Origin of the sequence: Rhodococcus sp. I2R (assembly GCF_020889545.1) — a bacterium.
Classification (GTDB): domain Bacteria; phylum Actinomycetota; class Actinomycetes; order Mycobacteriales; family Mycobacteriaceae; genus Rhodococcoides.
In genome coordinates this window covers 23,503-44,855 of the sequence record NZ_JAHUTG010000005.1, presented here as the reverse complement: position 1 = coordinate 44,855, position 21,353 = coordinate 23,503, and the positions used below count along the sequence as shown (strand labels likewise).

Here is a 21,353-nt window from a genome sequence, read left to right as displayed (position 1 = left end):
TCACCGGCGCTGCCGGCGAGATGCCGACAGCGCCGAGGCGGCTGATTCGTGTTCACTCAGAGAATTCTCAAGGACTCTCTGTACCGTCCCTGCATGAACCTGCCGCCGAACTCGGCCACTCGGATGCTCCTAGAAACGTGCTCCAGGACTGGATTGAATATGCGAAAGTCAACGACCGTGCGAACTTCTCTGACTCGAACCCTGTCCATGGGTGCCCTCGCCGTGGCGGCGGGCACGATGCTGGTCGCCTGCGGCAGCGACGACTCCACTGCCACGGGGACGCCCTCCGTGTCGCAGACCACCACGGCAGCAGCGACGACCTCGGCCGAAGCCACATCGCCTGAGTCGGAGGACTCGGACGCTCCCGGTGTGACGACAAGCCCGGGGGAAGCCGCCACCGCACCTCCCGAGCAGCCGCAGCCGGTTCCCGAAGGTTTCCCAGGGCCCACCGAGAGCCCCGTCGACGATCGTGGCCGGGCGTTCCTCGCCGAGCTCGAGAAAAACGGCATCACGCCCGCGGGCAACGGTGATATCGCGGTGTCGACGGCGACGTACATTTGCTCGGCGCAGTCGCAGGGCGTACCCGCGGACGAGATCGCCACGTTCGTCACAGCCAACGTGGGAGTGGAGGCGAGCGCGGCCGGAACCCAGATAACAGCGGAGCAGGCAGGCGAGGACGCACAGATCTACATCGCCGCCGCTACGAACACGTTCTGCTGAGGCATCTGTAGATGGCGAAACGTAAGAGGCGGTTACTACCCAAGCTGATCGCGGCGGTGGTGATCCTCGGACTGATCATCCTCGCGCTGTGGTATCTCCTCGCGGGCCGGTTGCCCGAGCGGATTCCGTCGCCGTTGCCCCCGCCACAGGAACCCCAGTCGCAACCGGCGGACTGCTCGGACGTCGTGGTCATCTCGATCCCGGGTACCTGGGAGTCCTCGGCGTTCGACGATCCGTACAACCCGACAGCCAACCCGGTGTCGCTGATGTTGAACGTCTCGCGTCCGCTGCAGGAGCAGTTCGACCCGAGCCGGGCCAGCGTCTTCACCGTCCCGTACGTCGCGCAGTTCTCCAATCCGATCGCGTTCCCTCCCGACGGTCAGCAGTCGTACAACAACAGCCGCACCCAGGGCGCCGACGCGACGCTGGCCGAGCTCACTCGCGTCAGTGATCACTGCCCGTTGACCAACTACGTCCTGGTCGGATTCTCCCAGGGTGCGGTGATCGCCGGCGACATCGCCGCCGATATCGGAGCGGGCAACGGCCCCGTCGCCGCCGACAAAATCCTCGGCGTCACCCTCATCGCCGACGGCCGGCGAACCTCCGAAGTAGCCGTCGGCCCGGCGGTCGGTGGGGTCGGTGCCGAGGTCGCGCTCGGCGGCCTCGATCTTCCCGGCATCACGATGACGGGAGCCCGAGAAGGTGGCTTCGGCGAACTCGAGGGCAAGGTCCAACAGATATGCGCTCCCGGCGATCTCATCTGTGCCGCGCCGTCGGAGGGGATGTCGATCACCAACATTCCCCAGAGCATCAACATTCTGCTCGGGGCCGCCGGAAATCCGGTGCACGCCTCGTACAACAGCTTCGTCGTAGACGAGGCGGGAACCACCGCGACACAGTGGACGACCGGCTGGGCGCGGGGTCTCGTCGAGTCCGCTCCGGAGATTCCGCACTCCTGACTACGGGGGCTGAGTTCTCACAAGGACTCGGTGCCCGTCCTGTTGGTGTGGCACAAAGCGGACGGGCCTGGACATGCCCGGTGTATTCCCACGTGGGGAACAGCTAGAGTGGCGCCTTGGACCAGCGTCGAAGTGGCGTTGACCATCGACCGAGCGCCCGCACCGAGGAGACCTATACATGAGTTCCGCCCAGGCCCCTGACCTGCCTTCCGAAGGGCACGTCACGGCGCTGCGCAAGTTCCGTTTCGCCGCAGGCGGAGAGGGCAACGCGGAGGAGGGGGGAGCGCGGAAGTTCGTGAAACTGGCGCAACAGGCCGAGGAGCTGGGCTACGACAGCTTCATGATTCCCGATCACCTGGGCAACCAGGTCGGCCCCATCGCTGCCCTCGGTGCACTCGCCATCGCCACCGACAAGATTCGGCTCGGCACCGCAGTGCTGGCGAACGGGTTTCGGCATCCGGCGATCCTGGCCAAGGACGCAGCCACCATCGATGTACTGTCCGGAGGCCGCCTCGAGCTGGGGCTCGGCGCGGGCTGGATGCGCGAGGAGTACGACAAAGCCGGCATCGTGTACGACCGCCCCGGCATTCGTATCGAGAAGCTCGAAGAAAGCCTCGTAATCCTCGATACTCTGCTGCGCGGCAAAGAATGCAACTTCGAGGGCAAGCACTTCACCATCACCGGTTTGAAGGGAAGCCCCCGGCCGAGGCAGGGCCCACGCCCCCCGATCTGTGTCGGCGGCGGCGGACCGCGAATGCTTGCCCTGGCCGCGAAGTACGCCGACATCATTTCCGTGGTGCCGAGTACGACGAAGGAAGGCAAGCTTCTACTGTCCGGCATGACGTTGGACAAGACCCTCGAACGTGTCGAACTCATCCGCAAGGCGGCGGGTGATCGGTTCCACGAGATCGAACTGAACTGGGCCATCACCACCATCGTGGTCACCGATGATCGCGAGCAGATGGCAGAGATGGCGTTGGCCGCGCTGGACAACGGTTACCCGCCCAACGTCGACGTGGACGTCAAGCTCAGTGTGGACGACATTCTGTCCTCGCCCTACCTGGCCTTCGGGACTTACGAGGAGATCGCAGATCAGATCCGTAACGTTCGCGAGAAAACGACGATGTCCTATGTTGGGGTTTTTCCCACCCAGATGGAAGCGTTCGCGCCTGTGATCGACCTGCTGAAGGGCGAGTGACACGGGTGCGTCGAACAAACCCGCAGACCTGCGGGTTTGTTCGACGCGGACACGATGAATTGGTCATCGAAATAGCTACCAGCTAGTAATATTCACGCTGCTCGGGAATGCGTGAGCCGTAGATAAATCGGGGCGCGATCCGTTGTTCGAGAACCAAGCAGCAGCGGATTCGTCGGAGGAGATTGAACACAAATGAGCCACACATTCGATGACTACATCGATGAAAACGGCCACATCACCATCGCTGAGGGGCTGACGCTGGTTCGCCACGTCGAGGTGAACGTGGCCGAGAACGCCGATACGCTCGCCTACCGATTCATCGACTACTCCCGCGAGCGAGACGGCGAGGCACACGAGCTGACCTGGTCCCAGTTCGGAACTCGACTGCGCGCGGTGGCGGCGCGCCTGCAGCAGGTGACCAAGCCCGGTGACCGTGTCGCGATTCTCGCCCCGCAGGGCCTCGATTACGTCGTCGCATTCTTCGGCGCCATCTACGCCGGTACCATCGCTGTCCCGCTGTTCGACCCCGACGAGCCCGGGCACACCGACCGTCTGCATGCCGTCCTGGGCGACTGCAGCCCAACGGCCATCCTCACCGCAACGAACTCTGCAGCCGGCGTGCGCAACTTCTTCCGCTCGCTGCCCGCGGCCGAGCGTCCCCGTGTCATCGCAGTCGACGCCATCCCCGACAGCGTCGGCGAGACGTGGGTCGAGCCGCCGGCTCAGCTCGACGACATCGCGTATCTGCAGTACACCTCCGGTTCGACGCGTACCCCCGCAGGTGTGGAGATCACTCACCGCGCTGTGGGCGTCAACGCCCTCCAGATGGTCGACAGCATGGAGATCAACGAGGACTCGCGCGGCGTGACCTGGTTGCCGATGTTCCACGACATGGGCCTGCTGACGGTCATTCTGCCTGCACTGGGCGGCAAGTACATCACCATCATGAGCCCGCGCGCATTCGTGCAGCGGCCATGGCGCTGGATCAAGGAACTGGCGGCTGTCTCCGACGGCGCCGGCACGTTCGCCGCCGCCCCGAACTTCGCCTTCGAGCACGCCGCGCAGCGCGGTCTCCCGAAGAACGGTGAGGAACTCGATCTGTCCAACGTGATCGGGCTGATCAACGGCAGCGAGCCCGTCACCACGACCTCGATGAAGAAGTTCAACGACGCGTTCGGCCCGTACGGTCTGTCGAAGACGGCGATCAAACCGTCGTACGGCATGGCCGAGGCCACCCTGTTCGTCTCCACCAGCAAGCACGCCGACGAGCCGAAGGTCGTCTACGTCGATCGCACCGAACTCAACGCCGGCCGGTTCGTCGTGGTGGATCAGTACGCGCCGGGCGCCATCCCGCAGGTCTCGACCGGGTACGTCGCTCGCAGTCAGTGGGCCACCATCGTCGACTCCGACAATGCCACCGAGGTACCGGACGATCACGTCGGCGAGATCTGGCTGCACGGGGAGAACATCGGCAAGGGCTACTGGGGACGTGAACGCGAGACCAGCGAAACGTTCCACAACAAGCTAGTGAGCCGCATTGCCGAGGGTTCACACGCCGAAGGCGCCGCAGAGAGCGCCAACTGGATGCGCACCGGCGACTACGGCGTCTACCACGGCGGCGAGCTCTACATCACCGGCCGTGTGAAGGATCTCGTCATCGTCGACGGCCGCAATCACTACCCGCAGGACCTCGAGTTCTCGGCGCAGGAAGCGAGCAAGGCTCTGCGCCCGGGTTTCGTGGCCGCGTTCGCCGTTCCGCTCAACCAACTCCCCGACGTCGTGTTCGAGTTCAGGGGTGCCGCGCTGACGAAGGATCCGGACGACAGCTCGGAGCAGCTGGTCATCGTCGCCGAGCGTGCGCCCGGCTCCGGCAAGGCCGACCCGGAGCCCATCGCCGAGGAGGTGCGCACCGCGATCTCCGCCCGCCACGGTGTCACCGTCCGCGACGTTCTACTCGTCCCCGCCGGATCCATCCCGCGCACCTCCAGCGGCAAGATCGCCCGCCGTGCATGCAAGGCCGCCTACATCGAGGGCACCCTGCGCGGCGGATACCAGCAGAATGCGTTCCCAGACGCGGAGCTGCCGGACTGACGTCCGCGCTCCCGTACTCCTTCGACACGTAACTTGGTGAGTGATGGCTGAACAAGAAACTGACAACATCGAACGTGTCGAGGGCGCTGACATGACTGTCGCTCAGCTACGTCAGTGGCTGCGTAACTGGGTTGCCGACGCCACCGGTCAGCCGGCCGATCAAATCTCCGACGATCGGCCGATGGAAGAGTTCGGACTGTCCTCCCGCGACGCCGTGGCGCTCAGCGGTGAGATCGAAGAGCTGGTCGGAGTGACGCTGACGGCAACCGTCGCCTACCAGCACCCGACCATTGCCTCGCTCGCCACCCGCATCATCGAAGGCGAACCGGACGAACCCGCGGACTCGGCCGACGATGCCTTCTACCTGCAGGGCAACGTGCATGCGGACTCGCACGACATCGCTATCGTCGGCGTCTCCACTCGATTCCCAGGTGCGGGCACGACGCCCGAGGAGATGTGGGCACTGCTGAGCGAGGGGCGCGACGGGATCACCGACCTGCCCGAGGGCCGCTGGGAAGAATTCACCTCCGACCCCGCGATCAAGGCCGCCGTCGACGCATGTGTCACCAAGGGCGGCTACCTCGACGACGTCAAGACCTTCGACGCCGAGTTCTTCGCGATGTCGCCCAACGAGGTCGTCAACGTCGATCCGCAGCAGCGGTTGGCACTCGAGCTCACCTGGGAAGCCCTCGAACATGCCCGCATCCCGGCGAGCTCGGTCAAGGGCAAGCAGGTCGGCGTCTTCATCGGTAGCTCCTCCAACGACTACCAACTGCTCGCCGTCAGCGACCCGAACGCGCACCCGTACGCACTCACCGGCACTTCGACGGCCATCGTCGCCAACCGGGTGTCGTACTTCTACGACTTCCGCGGACCGTCCATCGCCGTCGACACCGCCTGCTCGTCCTCGCTGGTGGCTGTGCACCAGGCGGTCCGCAGCTTGCGGACCGGCGAATCGGACTTGGCCCTCGCGGGCGGGGTCAACATGTTGCTCGCACCGCCCATCACCGTCGGCTTCGGTCAGACCGGTGTGCTCGCACCCGACGGCAAGATCAAAGCATTCTCCTCCGACGCCAACGGCATGATCCGTTCCGAGGGCGGTGGCCTCGTCGTACTCAAGCGACTAGAGGACGCCAAGCGTGACGGCGACGACATCCTGGCGGTGGTCGCCGGTTCCGCCGTCAACCAGGACGGGCGTTCCAACGGTTTGCTCGCGCCCAGCCCGGATGCCCAAGCCGACGCGCTGCGGTTCGCATACCGCGATGCCGGCATCGCCCCGTCCGGGGTGGACTACATCGAGGCGCACGGAACCGGAACGATTCTGGGCGATCCCATCGAGGCGGACGCGCTCGGACGCGTCGTCGGGCGGGGCCGCGACGCGGACAAGCCTGCGCTGCTCGGATCGGCCAAGACCAACTTCGGCCACCTCGAATCCGCTGCAGGCGCAGCAGGTTTGATCAAAGTCGTGCTCGCGATGCAGCAGAACCGTCTGCCGGCCTCGCTGAACTACGCCGGCCCCAACCCGTACATCGACTTCGACAAAGCACACCTTCAGGTCATCGCCGAGGGTGCCGAGTGGCCTCGGTACACCGGCAAAGCCGTCGCGGGTATCTCCGGATTCGGTTTCGGCGGCACCAACGCGCACGTAGTGGTGAAGGAGTACGTCGCCGACGAGGTGGCAGGAGTGGAGCCCGCGGATCCGGATGCTGTTCTGGCGGAGGGTGTTTCTGGGGGTGTTTCTGGGGGCGGGTCCGAGGTGGAGTCCACCGACCCGATCGCCGAGGCAGAGCAGATCACGGAGGAAGCCGCCGCAGCGGAGACCGTCGTCCTCGCGGTGTCCGCGGCACTGCCCTCGCGCCGCAAGCGCGCCGCATCCGATCTCGCCGACTGGCTCGAAACCGAAGCGGGCAGCACGACGCCGCTCGCGGATGTGGGTCGTGCGTTGGCAAAGCGCAACCACGGCCGTTCACGCGCAGTGGTACTGGCATCGACGCGCGCCGAGGCCATCACCGGCCTGCGCGCCATTGCCGCAGGAAAGCCCGGACAGGGTGTCTTCTCGGCGGATTCCCCCGCGTCGAACGGCGCCGTGTGGGTGTTCTCGGGCTTCGGCTCGCAGCACCGCAAGATGGCATCGACGCTGTACCGCACCAACAAGGTTTTCGCATCGGCCGTGGACGAGGTCGACGAGCTGCTCATCGACGAGGCCGGCTACTCCATCAAGGAGATCATCCTCGACGACTCGCAGACCTACGAGTTCGAGAACTCCCAGGTAGCCATCTTCGTCATTCAGGTCGCCCTCGCCGCGACGCTGCGGGCGCACGGCGCCGAACCGGCAGCGGTCATCGGTCACTCGATGGGCGAGGTCGCCGCCGCCTACGTCGCAGGCGGACTGAACCTCGAAGACGCAGTTCGGATCATCTACGCCCGCTCACGTTTGCTGGCCGAGGGCCAGGAGGGCCTCGGTGCGGCCTCGCAGGGCGCCATGGCGCTCGTCGAATACACCCCGGACGAGGTCACCGCGCTCACCGATCAGTTCCCCGACGTCGAACCGTGCGTGTACGCAGCACCGACGCACACCACCGTCGGTGGTCCGCGTGCGCAGATCGAGGCTCTCGTCGAGATGGCAGAGGCCGCCGAGAAGATGGCACGCATCCTCGATGTGAAGGGCGCGGGGCACACAGCAGCCGTCGACGTACTGCTCGGCGAGCTAGCGGCCGAGCTGGCGGGCATCGAACCCGGCAAGCTTCGCGCGGGTGTCTACTCGTCGGTGGACAAGGAATCGGACTACCGTGCCGGCCACGAGCCGATCCACGGCGTCGACTACTGGACCAAGGGCATGCGCCACCCGGTCTGGTTCACACAGGCTGTCAACGTTGCCGTCGGAAATGGGCATACGACGTTCGTAGAACTGGCACCCAACCCGGTGGCGTTGATGTCGGTGGCTGCGACGGCATGGGCCGCCGGTGTCGCCGACGCGACCCTCATTCCCACGCTCAAGCGCAAGGAAGACGAATCCGAGACCTTCCTCGCGGCCCTCGCGCAGCTGTACGTGCACGGGCACGCGCTGGACCTGACCACTCTCTTCGGTGCGGGCGGCTACGCACCCATTCCGCGAACTGCCTACCTGCGCAAGGAGTTCTGGCTCAGCACCCGAGTCAGCTCCTCCGGCAACTCACGTGTTCCCGGTGCCCGGGTCTCGCTGCCGGACGGTCGCCGTGTCTGGGAGGTCGACGCCTCGGCCGTCGACTCGCTGGATCTGCTCGTCGAAGCTGCTGCAGCGCAGGTGCTCTCGGACGTAACGCTCGGCGCATCGGTGACGCACGCGGTGGTGCCGCGCGGTGGCACCCTCGTCACCACCCTCACCACGCACCTCGGCGGAGCCTCCCTGCAGATCCACGCCAACCGCGGTGGTGGCTTCACCCTGCTGCACGAGGCAGTGGTCACCTCCGGTGACGCGCTACCCGAACCGACTGCCGCAGTTGCGTTGCCGTCGACATCGCCGATGGAAGAACTGCCCGAGGTGGTCGAGGACTTCGGCGATCGCTGGGACCCCAACGGAAATCAGAGGCTCGAAGATCGTCTGGCGATCATCGTCGCCGAGTCCATGGGTTACGCGCCCGAGGACCTGCCGCCGGAGATCCCGTTGATCGAACTGGGGTTGGATTCGCTGAGCGCGGTGCGCATCAAGAACCGTGTCGAGTACGAGTTCGATATCCCCACCGTGCAACTGCAGGCAGTACGCGATGCGAACCTCCTCGAGGTGGAGAAGTACCTCCGCTACGCCCTCGACAACCGCGAGGAAGTCCAGGCACTCGCCGAGAAGCAGCAGGCAGACAAGGCCGCCGAGGCCGCCGCCGACGAGGGCCAGCAGGCACGGGAAGAAGCCGTCGACTCCGCCGTGGGCTCGCCCGAGGCGACCGTGCCGAGCGCCGAGTACCAGCCGGTCCCTGCCGCCGAGCCGTCGGATGTGAGCAGTCGCGAATCGTTCGCCGAGGCTGCCGGATCCGATGTCCCGCCGCGTGACAACGCCGAGCGTCTGACCTTCGCAACCTGGGCGGTGGTGACGAAGGAATCCGCGAAGGGCATCTTCAACACCCTCCCGATCCTCGACGACGAGACCGCCGAGAAGTTGGCGGCACGGCTGACCGAGCGGGCAGGCGGCGAGGTCACCTTCGACGACGTGCTCGATTCGGAAACCATCGAGCAGTTGGCAGAGAAGGTCCGACCGCACCTCGAAGGCGGCGAGATCGACGGGGTTGTTCGCAACCTGCGCCCGCGTCCCGAAGGGTCGACCGCCACCCCCGTGTTCGCGTTCCATTCGGCTGGAAGTTCGACGGTGGCTTACGAGCCGCTGCTACGCAAGCTGCCCGCAGGCACACCCATGTACGGTCTCGAGCGCGTCGAAGGTCCCATCTCGGTGCGTGCAGCCGAGTACGTCCCGCTCATTCGCGAGATCCAGCCCGAAGGACCGTACGTGTTCGTCGGCTGGTCACTCGGCGGAATCCTGGCCTACGAGGTCGCCCGGCAGATGGAAGAGCAGGGCATCGAGGTCGCATACGTGGGGCTTCTCGACACGGTGATGCCGGGTAGGGAAATTCCCGACACGCGTGAAGAGGTCCGGCGTCGTTGGGAGCGGTACGCCAAGTTCGCGAAGAAGACCTACGGCGTCGACTACCCGATTCCGTACGACAAGCTCGTCGACGCGGACGACGAAGGGCAGATCCGGATCATCACCGACCTGGTCAAGCTCAGTGGCGCAAAGATCCCCGGCGGGATCATCGAGCATCAGCGCACGTCGTGGCTCGACAACCGAGCAATCCAGACCGCGGAGCTCAAGAAGTACGGCGGGCACGTCACGCTCTACATGGCCGACAAGTACCACGATGACGCCATCGCGCTCGAGCCCGCATACGCCACCAGAGAAGAGCACGGCGGCTGGGCTCCGGTGGTGCAGGATCTCGAGATCGTCTACATCGGAGGCGACCACCTCGCAGTGGTGGACGAGCCGTACATTGGACGGATCGCGGCACACATGACGAAGAAGCTCGACGAGATCGAGTCAGCGAGAACCGGAGCCTAGAACCTTGACTGGTACCACCGCCGAAAAGTTGGCCGATCTGCGGGCCAACCTCGAACTCGCCAGCGAACCGTCTGGTGAGATCGGTATCGCCAAGCGTGCGAAGAAGGGCATCCCCAGCGCCCGTCAACGTATCGACATGCTGCTGGATCCGGGTAGTTTCGTCGAAATCGGCGCCCTGGTGAAAGCGCCCAACGACCCGACCGCGCTCTACAGCGACGGCGTGGTCACCGGGCACGGCACTGTCGACGGCCGACCGGTGGCAGTGTTCTCGCACGACCAGACCGTCTTCGGTGGGACGGTCGGCGAAATGTTCGGCCGCAAGGTCGCCGGGATCATGGACTTCGCGATCAAGGTCGGATGCCCGGTGGTCGGCATCAACGACTCCGGCGGTGCCCGTGTTCAGGACGCCGTCACCTCGTTGGCCTGGTACGCCGAACTCGGGCGACGCCATGAACCGCTGTCCGGTATGTGCCCGCAGATCTCGGTGATCCTCGGCAAGTGTGCCGGCGGCGCCGTCTACGCACCCATCAACACCGATGTCGTGGTCGCCACCGAAGAGGCGTACATGTTCGTCACGGGACCGGACATCATCAAGTCCGTCACCGGCGAGGAAGTCAGTCTCGACGAACTCGGCAGCGCCCGCAAGCAGGCCGAGTACGGCAACGTGCATCACGTGGCGAAGGACGAGAAGGCTGCATTCGACTGGGTGCGAACCTATTTGGGCTACATGCCGTCGAGCTGCCAGGACGACCCACCCGTCGTCAACCCGGGACTCGAACCCGAGATCACCGAGTCCGACCTCTCGCTCGACAAGGTCATGCCCGACGCCGACAACGCCGGTTACGACATGCACGACATCATCCTGCGGATCTTCGACGACGGCGAGTTCCTCGAACTCTCGACGGGAATCGCACCGAATGTGATCACCGGCCTCACCCGCGTCGACGGCAAGTCCGTCGGAGTCGTCGCGAACCAGCCGATGTTCCTTTCCGGCGCGCTCGACGCCGACAGTGCCGACAAAGCCGCGCGGTTCGTACGCATCTGCGACGCCTACAACATCCCGCTCGTGTTCCTCGTCGATACGCCCGGGTTTCTGCCCGGGGTCGATCAGGAAAAGGTCGGCGTGATCAAACGCGGTGGGCGCTTCCTGTTCTCGTACATCGAGGCAACCGTTCCCAAGGTCACCGTGGTCGTCCGCAAGGCCTACGGTGGCGGCTACGCGGTGATGGGCTGCAAGCAGCTCGGCGCCGACATCAACTTCGCCTGGCCCACAGCCCGCATCGCCGTCATGGGCGCCGAAGGTGCCGTCAACATCATCGGCCGCAAGCAGCTTGCCGCAGCCGGCGACAACGCACCCGCCGTCCGCCAGCAGCTCATCAACTTCTACAACGAGCACGTGGCAACCCCGTGGGTGGCAGCCGAGCGTGGCTACATCGACGCCGTCATCGAGCCGTCGCGAACCCGACTCGAACTCCGCACGGCCCTCAAGCTGCTGACGGACAAGAAGGTGTTCAAGAATCCCCGGAAGCACCACCTGCTGCCGATCTAGCTGCCGCCGCTTTTTCCCCTCCCCTTTCGGCATGAATGGGCCATTGCAACCGTCTAACCGTTGCGGTGGCCCATTCATGCCCGTGGCCGCGGTCAGTGACGCTGTGCAGGCCGGACGACGACTGGAGGCCGCGGCCGGTTCAATGCCTGCTGGTAGTGCGATCGCAAATCGGCCAGCACTCTGCCTGGATTGTCCCGAATGTCTCTGGGAAGGTGGGAGGCGACAATCAGGCCGTGTCCCTGCATCCTCATCCGTCGAGACATGGTTTCCGCGTGATCTTTCGGCGACAGATGGTGAGCGAGCGAGTCGATCTCCCACGAGAATCCGACGCAGTCGAGCCAGTTGTCGGTGTTGCAGATGAATTCCCCTGACGCGGTGTAGATGTTGCAATTGTGCATCATCGGCGGCAGCCCACTGTCGGCATACAGCTTCTGCGCTTGTAGTTCCGCGACCGAGTGCGCATCGTCGCGAAGCTCGCGCACGACTCGCTTGCTGATCGCTCCGTATCTTCTTGGCCCTTCCGCAAGTTCGCGCGCGATGTCGTCGAGCGTCGCACCCCCTCGCTGCACAACTTCGGCGATCAGCTTGACGCAATGCTCGTCCGTTTTCGTAGACCGTGTCGCGTCTGCGAGACTCCGAACCAGTGGAGCCACGCGCAGGCTGCCCTTGACCACGGCCTCGGGCATACGCCAGGACCGCTCGACCCGAACGAACGACTTCGACGCCCGCCGTGCATCACCGGGGATGAGCACGTGCACTTCGTTCGGCGACGAGTCGGTGCCATAGCCGTGCGCACCCAGCCCGACCAGGCCGGTGATGAGTCCGTCGGGCCCGCAGTATTCCAGCGCCGCGACCGAACGCTGAAGTTGCGACGGATAGCCGTTGTGCAGGAGATATATCCCGGGGAGCACACGCTGCCACGGCCCGCCGGGTCCAGAGCGCGCGGTGAGGGTGCTGTCGGAGACCTTCGCCTCTCGCAACTGTGCTCTGGTCACCACGCAATGCGTACTCAGGTCTTGAAGTTGGGAGGTTCGCGCCCATGTCGGTTTCTTCATGGCTGCACTGTCGGTGCTCGAACCGACATCGGAACCGCGATTCGAGGCGTATCAGGGCCGTCTGTGGACGAGCGCCGCCGCTGTGGATAACCAGGGCTTGCGGGCGCCGAACTGATGCATTGTGTCGTAGCTGCATGCTAGGTCGCCGTGTGCCACCCGTTCTTGTCCCCGCCCCTGCCCCCGCCGCATGAATGGGCCACCGCAACGGTTAGAGCGCTACAAGGGCCCATTCATGCTGGTAGTGCGGCCCGCCCCTTTCCGCATGAATGGGCCATCACAACCGTCTAGCCGTTGCAATGGCCCATTCATGCCGAAACCCGAAACCCGGCACGGCTCACCTACCGGTCGAACACGCGCAGGTTCCCGGGCGTCCAGAGGCCGGATCTGGTTATCTCGCTGGTGTCGATCTCGGCGGGCACGGCCTGGGGGTAGTAGGGGTCGTAGCGTTCGAGGGAGCCCCAGTCGCGTGCCCAGTCATTGTCGAGGTAGGTGGGGACGGTGACGGGCTGGGCGAGCATTTCGCTCCATCCCAGGGGGCCGCCGTTGTCGGCGGACTGCCAGGTGTCGGTGGAGCTGACGGCCAGAGGTCGGTCGGGGAGGATGCGGTAGTTCGGCATCTCGGCGACGCCGTAACGGTGGTCGAACGGCCGCTGGCACGGGAATTGCAGTCCGACGGCCCAGTCGAGCAGCACTGGCTGGTCGCTGCCGATGAGCGAGTTCAGGCTTTCGAGCTGCGGGACGCGCGGCGGGGTGAAGGCGAACCACTGGTCGCCGGTGAGGTTGGGGTCGTTGGCCACGATGCGGACGGCGTCGGCGTCCTCGGGTAGGTCGGCAATGGGGATGCGCAGGTTTCGCCACGACGGTGCGGGGCCGATGTCGCGGGGCAGGTAGGTGCCCTTGACGTCGACGGTGCCGTTGGGCTGACGCGTGCCGTACTCGACGAGCAGCGACTGCCCGTAGGTCATTGCGCCCGTGTCGTCGTAGGACAGGATGCGCCCTGCTGCGGAGACGACGATGAGTGGGCTGGTGTCGGAGCGCTCGGGGAGCGAGTACCAACTCGATGTCGCCGACGCCGGTTCTTGGATGCCGGGTTGGTAGGAGCCGAGGACCGGGGTGGTGGCGGGGTCGAGACCGAAGGGGAGGGCTGCGGTGGAGCCGTTGACGCCGACGGCGCCGATGCCGCCGCCGGTGCCGGCGCTCTGGCCTTCCTCGAAGGCGGGGCCGACGCTTTGCTGGTCGGTGTTGCCTTGTCCCGGTTTGACTTCGACGGCATCTGCGCTGAGGTCGGTGGGGATACCGTTCGGGGTGAAGTTCCTCGGGTTCTCACCGCCGAGTGGCCCGGCTTCGGGGTCGAACTCTGCGGGGAGGGGGTTGAGGATGCCCGCGTTGGGGTTGGATTCGACCAGGACGTCGTTGGCGAGTCCGCACGAGTTCCCGGTCAGCGCTTGAACATTGGATCGGGCGAGCGAGTAGGCCGGGTACTGCGACACTGCTCCCTTGACGAGGGAGAGCACCTCGAACAGCACCATCAGGCCGGCGATGACGGTCAGCGGTGCTGCCGCGAATTTCTTTATGCGCCTGCCGCGTTCGGTTCCGGCGCGCGGTTGCGGTGGCGCGTAACCCTCACGCAGATACTGCCATCCGGCCAGGGCCAGTGCGGCGGCGAACAGGATGAGGAACAGGGTGTTGGATTCGTAGCCACTGAGCGAGACAGTCTTGTCGAACCACGGGACTCCGTAGCTCGAGACGTACCACCAACCGTTGATGCCCGAGAACGACAGTGCGAGAACGAACATGAGCCCGGCGAGGAATATGGTTCTGTTCCGCCGCGATCGAAGTGCGCTCGCGGAGATGGCAACTGCCGTCAGGGCAGCGAGACCGCCGGCGATGCCCGCGTACGAACCGAAGTGGTGCGTCCACTTGGTCGGGTTGAACATCATGAAGAAGATCGTTCCGAAAACGACACCGATCAGGCGCCAGGCCGGGCCGTTGGAGATGCCGGGGACTCGCTTGCGGCGCAGCAGGATGAACAGCGTCGAGAACAAGCACAGCAGCATCACGAGGAATGCGAACCGTCGGGCGACGGAACCGTCGACGGTTTGGACGAACAGGTAGTAGTAGCGCAGGAAGTCCTGGTACCACGCTTCGTTGGGGCCGATGGCTGTGCGTACGCGGGTCGATTCCATGACCGAGGCGTAGGTCTGGTCTGCGAAGACGACCACGAGTACGAGGAAGCCTGCGGCGGCGAGTGGTGCGAGCAGGGGCAGTGTGCCGACCTGGCGGTGACGACGCACGACGATGCGCGCCATGGGTCTGGCGCCGGCGAGCAGGGCGGCCACACACATCAACCCGGTAGGTGCGGAGGCGAGGGTGAAGGCGCCGATCAGGAAGGCGCCTGCGGCGGGAAGTAATCGTCCGGTTGCGATGGCCCGTTCGATCGAGCACCAGGTCAGAAGTGCGCCGAGGGCGACGATCGGTTCGGGACGCAGTCCATTGTTGTACGGCAGCCAGAAAGCGAGGAACACCAAGCCGCCGGTCCACAGGGCGACGTTCGATCTGCGGACGGCTCGGCCGAGGCGCGGAACGACCTCGCGGCTGATGACCATCCAGCACAGCACGCCGGCGATGAGCGCGGGCAAACGCATCCACGGGCTGGCGGTCGAGACCTTCGCGAACACGGCCAGCACGTCGTAGTACCAGCCGAACGGGGCTTCGGGGACGCCGAACCAACGGAAGTAGTTGGCCATGTAGCCGGAGTGCTCGGACGCGCGGGCCATGGTGAGGAGGTAGCCGTCGTCGGAGGTGTTGGCGCCGACGAAATGCCAGCCGACGAGGACGCCCACCACGGTGATGTCGACGCCGGTGAACTTCCACCAGTGCGCCGGCAGGAACCGTCGGTGACCGCGTCCGTCGGTGCCGTCGAGCTTTCCGAGTGCGCCCATCGCGATGATGGTGCAGACGACGGCGAGGATCATCGCGAGGAGTTTGAGGACGGTCGGGCTTGAGGAGAACCGCGAGTCGATGTCGATGGTGGCGGACATGCCGGCTGGGGCCGAACCCTCGAGGTCGGTGAACAATCCGGCGATCTGAGGCCGAAGGTCGCCGTCGAGCCGACCGGAGCGGGGGTTGCCCTCCTCGTCGACGAGGCCGGTGAACTCGGCGGAGGTGTAATCGATACTGGAGACGATTTCGATCGATCCACAGGAGGCGTTCTGTACCTCCGCGCGAGGAGCCGATGCGACGACGACGTTGCGGTCCAGCACATCCACGTTGGACTCGCCGACGCGAACGAAGAGGCTGTTCAGCGCTGCGCCCTGCCCCTGCGGTGGAGCGGTGGCCAGCAGCAGACCACCCTGCGGTGGGAGACGGTCGATGGCGGAACAGGGGATCGTCGCGCTGAAGGAGATGGGTGCCTGCGAGACGAGTGGTGCGTCGATGTCCTCGATGACTCCGGCGTTGGGCCAGGTAATGGACGAGTCGGTCTGCACGACGGGCAGGAACGGCGTCAGGATCGCCAGGATCGCGCCGAGGATGCCGGTGACGATGGCGACGAGTCGCGTAGTGCGCACTTCGGAGCGCAGATCCATATTGGAACCCTTCGGCGGAGTAGCGAAGGGCACGGCGGAGTTCTCTGTCACGGCGTCGGGCACGGTTGTCGATGTTATGCGAGCGTGATCCGAAGAGCACACACGCCCGGTCCGGGACGACTCCCCGGAACCGGCGTGTGAACCGGGAGATCAGTCGTTTTTGATCGGTCCGGGGCTGAACAAACCGGACCGGGTCTCCTCTGTGACGGTCACCTCGGCGGGTGCGGCGCTCGGTTCGAGTGGGGAGTATCGCTCGATGGATCCCCAATCTCGGTCGTAATCGTCCTGCAGGTACGAGGGCAGGGTCCGTGCGGTGAGAAGCTGTTCGGTCCAGCCCAGCGGACCACCGCCGATCCAGTCCTGCCACGCGTTGGTCGATTCGGCACCGGGCCGATCGGGGATGATTCGGTACTCGGGCACCTCGGCGACGCCGTAGCGGTGATCGAACGGCCGCTGGCATGGGAACGCGAGCCCGACGGCCCAGTCGAGCAGCACCGGCGCCTCCGAGCCGACGAGGTCGTTCAGCGACTGCGTGATCGGCACGCGCGGGGGAGTGATGGCAGCCCACTGGTTGGCCGCGAGATCGGCATCATCGACGACGATGCGGACGGCGTCGGCCTCGGGTGGCAGGTCGGCCAGCGGCACTCTCAGGTTGCGCCACGACGGGTTCGGGCCGATGTCCAGTGGCGTGATGCGTCCCAGCGCCTGCACGTCGGCACCGTCGCGCACGCCGTATTCGAGTTCGACACTCGCGCCCGGGGTGACGATGCCGTCGGAATCCACCGAGCGGATGCGGCCGGCGGCGGCGATGGAGATCAGGTCCCCGCCTTCACCCGGTAGGCCGTACCAGTCCGTCGTCAGCGATGCCGGTTCGTCGGTGCCGAAGCTGCCGAGAACCGGTGTGGTGGCCGCGTCTAGTCCGAACGGCAGTGCGACGGTGCTGCCGTTGATTCCGGCGTCGGCTTCGGTTCCGCCTTCGGTGCCGGAGCTGTTGGTGGAGACGGTGGTGCTGCCGTCGGTCGGGGTGATGGAGTTCGCGCCGCCCTGAGAGGATTCCTCGGCGTCGGCTCGCAGGTCCGACGCGACCCCGTTGGGGGTGAATCCGATGTTTCCGCCGGCGGCGAGTGGATCCGGATTGCTCGAGAGCGGTTGCAGCATCGAGGCATTGGGGTCGGTCTCGACTCGAACGTCGGTTGCGAGGCCACAGGTGTTGCCGACGAGCGAGTTGATGTTGGACCGCGCGATCGAATACGCGGGGTACTGGGCGGTCGCGCCCTTGAGGAGCGAGAGGATTTCGAACAGGACGACGCCACCGGCGACGACCGTCAGCGCGGACGGCGAGAAGCGGCGCCGTTTCGGCTTCGGTGACTTGGCGAACGGCGTTCGGATGTGCTGGTAGGCGGCGTACATCAGGGTCAGCAGGGTGAGGCCGAGCAGAAGGGTCGAGAATCCTTTGCCCGCAATGGACGGTGGCTTGTCGAACCAGGGGATGCCGTAGCTCGAGACGTACCACCAACCGTTCGACCCGGTGAACGCCAATGCCGTCAGGAACAGCACGGCCGCGGTGAAGAGCGTGCGGTTGCGCGGTGAGGTGATGGTTGCGGCCGTGACGCCCACTGCAGCGAGTGCTGCGACGGAGCCGGCCAGGCCGGCATACACGCCGAAGTGGTGGGTCCATTTGGTGGGGGTGAACATCATCAGAGCCAGTGCGCCGATGATGATTCCGAGGATGCGGCGTGACGGACCGATTGCGGTGCCGGGGATGCGGCCGTTCTTGCGGAGCATGACGAAGATCGACACCGCGACGCACAGCAGCATGGCGAAGACACCGAACCGGCGAGCCAAGGAGCCGTCGGGAGTGATCATCATCAACGAGTCCCAGCGGATTCGCTCGTCGAACCAGGCGACATTGGGGCCTACCGCCGACCGCACTCGGGTCGCTTCGAGGACGGATGCGAGGGTCTGATCGGCAAAGATAGCCATCAGAACCGCGGTTCCCGACGCCAGCAGCGGGGCGATCAGCGCGGCGAATCCGACGAGTTTGGCGCGGCGGACGAGAATCAGTACGAGCGGTCTGGCGCCGGCCAGCAGGGCGGCGATGCAGATCAGTCCCGTGGGTCCCGCGGCGAGTGCGAACGCCGCGATGAGCACGGCGACGGCGGCGGGCAGCAGTCGTCCGGTTGCGATGGCACGTTCGACGGAACACCAGGTCAGCAACGCTCCGAGAGCGATGATGGGCTCGGGGCGCAGGCCGTTGTCGTAGGGGAGCCAGAACGCGAGAAACACGAGTCCGGCAGTCCATCTGGCGACGTTGCTGCGGACGACCGCGCGGCCCAGACGGGGGATCACTTCGCGGCTGATGACCATCCAGCAGAGGATTCCGGCGATGAGCGCGGGCAGCCGCATCCACACGCTGGCGGTGGATACCTTGGCAAACGCGGCCAGCATGTCGTAGTAGGGCATACCGAACGGCGCTTCGGGGACGCCGAACCACCGGTAGTAGTTCGCCATGTAGCCGGCGTTCTCCGACACCCGTGCCATGTTGAGCAGGTAGCCGTCGTCTGAGGTGTTGGCGCCGATGATGTGCCACAGCAGAAGAGTGCCGATGACGATGGCGTCGACGCCGGTGATCTTCCACCAGTTGGCAGGCAGGAAGCGGCGTGCGCGACGGCCGTCGACACCGTCGAGCCGGTGCAGGGCGAACAGCGAGGCGATCACCGCGATGACGCCGACGGCGATCGCGAGGAGCTTGAACAGAGACGGACTCGACGAGAACCGCGAGTCGATCTCGGCGGTGACACTCAGACCGGGGACGCTCTGGTCGAGTTCGGTGAAGATCCCGACCATCTGCGGGCGGACGTCGCCCTCGATCGTGTTGGTTTCGCCACCTGCCGTCACCACCGTGCGTGCATGGTTACTGTCGACGGTCACTTCGCATGCACCGGTCGTGGACGCCTCGCCCAGCACTTGGTCGCGCAGGACGACCTCGACCGACTGCTCGTCGTCGGCCCGCACAACGAGGCCGCGGCCCGCGATGTCGGGTGCTCCGGGCGGGAGCGTCGAGATCAGGATGCCCGACGCGTCCGTGCAGGGAACCGTCGCCTCGAGCCGTAGCGGCGTGTAGGAGATCAGCGGCGCATCGACGCTGCCGAAGTCTTGCTGAGGCCACTCGATGGTCGCGACGGCCTGCTTCACGGGCAGCAGCGGCGTCGCCACGGCGAGAATCACACCGATCAACCCGGCAAGAACGGCAATTATGCGGGCAGTCGTCAACTCGGGTTTGGAACGCACTCGATCATGTTAGGTGGCTGTGCTCATCGCACATCCCACACCCAGACCCCGTCGATGTACTCCGAATCTGTGCCCAGTAGTTCGTCTACGGTCTCGCGCAGTGCTGAGGTACTGCGATCCGGCTGCAGAACCACCACGTCGGCATCCCAGAATTGCAGGTCACTTCGGAATTCTGCTTGCCTTTGGCGCGTGATCTCGGGAACCGTGCCCGATTCGCGTACCGAGGCGAGGAGCAGCGCCGTCGGACGGTCGACGGCTCCGTACTTGGCTTCACGTTCGTCCGTGCCGTCCGGTCCGACGAAGTAGCCGCCGGCGAGCGGGAATCCCATGTCGGCCTCGACCTGCCAGTGCAGCGGCCGCGCGTCCATGGGCCGCGGCAGCGGAACGGTGACCACCGAGCCGTCGTCGACGTAGTTCTTCCACTCACCGCTCGCGAAGAACTGCGGGGTCGGCGATCGCTCGATGGTTGCCAGCGGCGTCGGGAGCAGCGGCAGCAGCGCGATTGCCAGCGCTGAACTCCACAGTGCCGGGATCGGCGTGATACCGCGGCGGAATACCCTGTCGGTCGTCAAGACCAGCAGCAGCGCGATCCCGGGGATCGCGGCCATGGCGAACCGCGTCTCGAGAATCGACTCGATCAGGGTGGTGTCGGAAAGCCATTCCCACGGCAGGCCGACTCCGGTGTTCACGCCGCCGATGATCAGTTCGGATCCGAGGGACAGCACGGTGACGACTACGGCGGTTGCCGCCGCAGCTCGCGCACATGCGACCCGCCACAGTGGCACGGCTGCAACGAGCGTGAGCAGTATCAGCGGCCAACCGAAATACGAGTTGTCCTCGGTCGGGTTGATTCGGTAGCTCTCGCCGGGCGCCAGATCGCCGCCGATCGACTGAGCGGGGAACTGCAACAGAGCGTTGAAATCGTTGCCCATCGGTCCGTGCTCGAGAGACGCGTAGCTCTCCGGACCATAGAACTGCCAGTAGAGCGGGAATGCAATGAGGATCAACGTGAGTGCAGCCGCGGCAGGCAGCGATTTCGCGGCGTTCTTCAGCGCCGGTAGCAGGCGCGGGGGGCTACCCAGGTAGTAAGCGACGGCGAAGATGCCGAATGCGATGGCAAAGATGAGCAGCGGCTCCGCACCGAGCATGAACTGAAGTGCGGCGACGAGACCGAGGGCGACGGTCTTCCTGGCCGACGGCCCGCTGCGAGCGATCTCGATCACGAGTGCGGCGATCACCGGTAGGAGAAACAGTACGACGAAGTTGGGGTGGCCGTTGGCGTGCGAGATCATTCCGGGCGCAAAGCCGCAGAGCGCGCCGCCCAGCGCTGACGCTCCCCGTGATGCAGCGACGGTGCGCGAGAACAGCCAGTACCAGGCGTACGCGGTGCCGGCGAGACCGCCGGTGAGGGCGATGGCCCAGGTGAGCGTCGGGCCGAGGAGGAGGGTGATCGGGGCCAATGGAATCGACAGACCGAACATGGCCGTGTTGGCCATCAGGTTCACACCGTTCGGGAAGTTCTGCAGATCGCTCCACAGCGGATTCTCGCCGTGGGCAACCGAGTGTGCGGCGACGGCGAAGAACCACTCCCACATGGCCTGGTCCTGAGCGCTGTTGGCGAGATAACCGTTGGCGAGGTTCTTCCACTGCCCCTGCATGACGAACAGGGCTGCCAGGGTGTACGCAACTGCAGCTGCAACATCGGCTGGATGCGGCCGGCGGATGCGGGAGGAGAGCGCCGCGAACCTGCTTGCCGGGGCCTGCGCTGGCTGCTCGAGGGCAGTCCGGTCGGTGGTGGTCATCGCCCACCAACGTTACGTGAA

Annotated in this window: 10 protein-coding genes; 6 read left to right on the top strand and 4 right to left on the bottom strand. The window is 65.5% G+C overall.

The features are described 5' to 3' along the window. The first annotated feature begins 159 nt into the window (after positions 1-159). The 6 genes from KVY23_RS06215 (at position 160) to KVY23_RS06190 (ending at position 11,597) form a co-directional block, all read left to right on the top strand. Positions 160-720: a DUF732 domain-containing protein gene (locus KVY23_RS06215; protein WP_230555743.1), complete on the top strand. Its 561-nt coding sequence runs from the start codon at positions 160-162 to the stop codon at positions 718-720. Positions 721-731: 11 nt separating this feature from the next. Next, the gene (locus KVY23_RS06210; RefSeq protein WP_230555742.1) at positions 732-1,679 is read left to right on the top strand and encodes a cutinase family protein; all 948 of its coding nucleotides are present in this window, start codon (positions 732-734) and stop codon (positions 1,677-1,679) included. Positions 1,680-1,857: 178 nt separating this feature from the next. After that, positions 1,858-2,877, top strand: coding sequence for an LLM class F420-dependent oxidoreductase (locus tag KVY23_RS06205; protein WP_075837664.1), 1,020 nt, complete (start codon positions 1,858-1,860; stop codon positions 2,875-2,877). Between the two features lie 192 nt (positions 2,878-3,069). After that, positions 3,070-4,968, top strand: coding sequence for a long-chain-fatty-acid--AMP ligase FadD32 (fadD32, locus tag KVY23_RS06200; RefSeq protein WP_206508913.1), 1,899 nt, complete (start codon positions 3,070-3,072; stop codon positions 4,966-4,968). A 43-nt stretch (positions 4,969-5,011) separates the two neighbouring features. Continuing rightward, positions 5,012-10,048 (top strand): polyketide synthase Pks13, encoded by a 5,037-nt coding sequence (gene pks13, locus KVY23_RS06195; protein WP_230555741.1) that lies wholly within the window; start codon positions 5,012-5,014, stop codon positions 10,046-10,048. Positions 10,049-10,052: 4 nt separating this feature from the next. Continuing rightward, positions 10,053-11,597, top strand: coding sequence for an acyl-CoA carboxylase subunit beta (locus tag KVY23_RS06190; RefSeq protein ID WP_230555740.1), 1,545 nt, complete (start codon positions 10,053-10,055; stop codon positions 11,595-11,597). Positions 11,598-11,689: 92 nt separating this feature from the next. Here KVY23_RS06190 and KVY23_RS06185 read toward each other — a convergent pair whose 3' ends face one another. The 4 genes from KVY23_RS06185 to KVY23_RS06170 form a co-directional block, all read right to left on the bottom strand. Continuing rightward, a complete protein-coding gene (locus KVY23_RS06185; RefSeq protein WP_230555739.1) occupies positions 11,690-12,652 on the bottom strand; it encodes a hypothetical protein in 963 nt (320 codons plus the stop codon). 338 nt (positions 12,653-12,990) lie between these two features. Beyond that, on the bottom strand, positions 12,991-16,302 hold the full coding sequence (locus KVY23_RS06180) for an arabinosyltransferase domain-containing protein (RefSeq protein ID WP_294636485.1): 3,312 nt from the start codon (positions 16,300-16,302) through the stop codon (positions 12,991-12,993). An 87-nt stretch (positions 16,303-16,389) separates the two neighbouring features. Further along, positions 16,390-19,530: an arabinosyltransferase domain-containing protein gene (locus KVY23_RS06175; RefSeq protein ID WP_230555738.1), complete on the bottom strand. Its 3,141-nt coding sequence runs from the start codon at positions 19,528-19,530 to the stop codon at positions 16,390-16,392. Positions 19,531-19,553: 23 nt separating this feature from the next. Continuing rightward, positions 19,554-21,332, bottom strand: coding sequence for a DUF6541 family protein (locus KVY23_RS06170; RefSeq protein WP_230555737.1), 1,779 nt, complete (start codon positions 21,330-21,332; stop codon positions 19,554-19,556). Positions 21,333-21,353 lie beyond the last annotated feature (21 nt).

Bases quoted from the DNA above. Each gene is read 5' to 3' on its own strand.
- KVY23_RS06215 (WP_230555743.1), top strand. From the start codon at position 160: ATGCGAAAGTCAACGACCGTGCGAACTTCTCTGACTCGAACCCTGTCC.
- KVY23_RS06210 (WP_230555742.1), top strand. From the start codon at position 732: ATGGCGAAACGTAAGAGGCGGTTACTACCCAAGCTGATCGCGGCGGTG.
- KVY23_RS06205 (WP_075837664.1), top strand. From the start codon at position 1,858: ATGAGTTCCGCCCAGGCCCCTGACCTGCCTTCCGAAGGGCACGTCACG.
- fadD32 (WP_206508913.1), top strand. From the start codon at position 3,070: ATGAGCCACACATTCGATGACTACATCGATGAAAACGGCCACATCACC.
- pks13 (WP_230555741.1), top strand. From the start codon at position 5,012: ATGGCTGAACAAGAAACTGACAACATCGAACGTGTCGAGGGCGCTGAC.
- KVY23_RS06185 (WP_230555739.1), bottom strand. From the start codon at position 12,652: ATGAAGAAACCGACATGGGCGCGAACCTCCCAACTTCAAGACCTGAGT.
- KVY23_RS06170 (WP_230555737.1), bottom strand. From the start codon at position 21,332: ATGACCACCACCGACCGGACTGCCCTCGAGCAGCCAGCGCAGGCCCCG.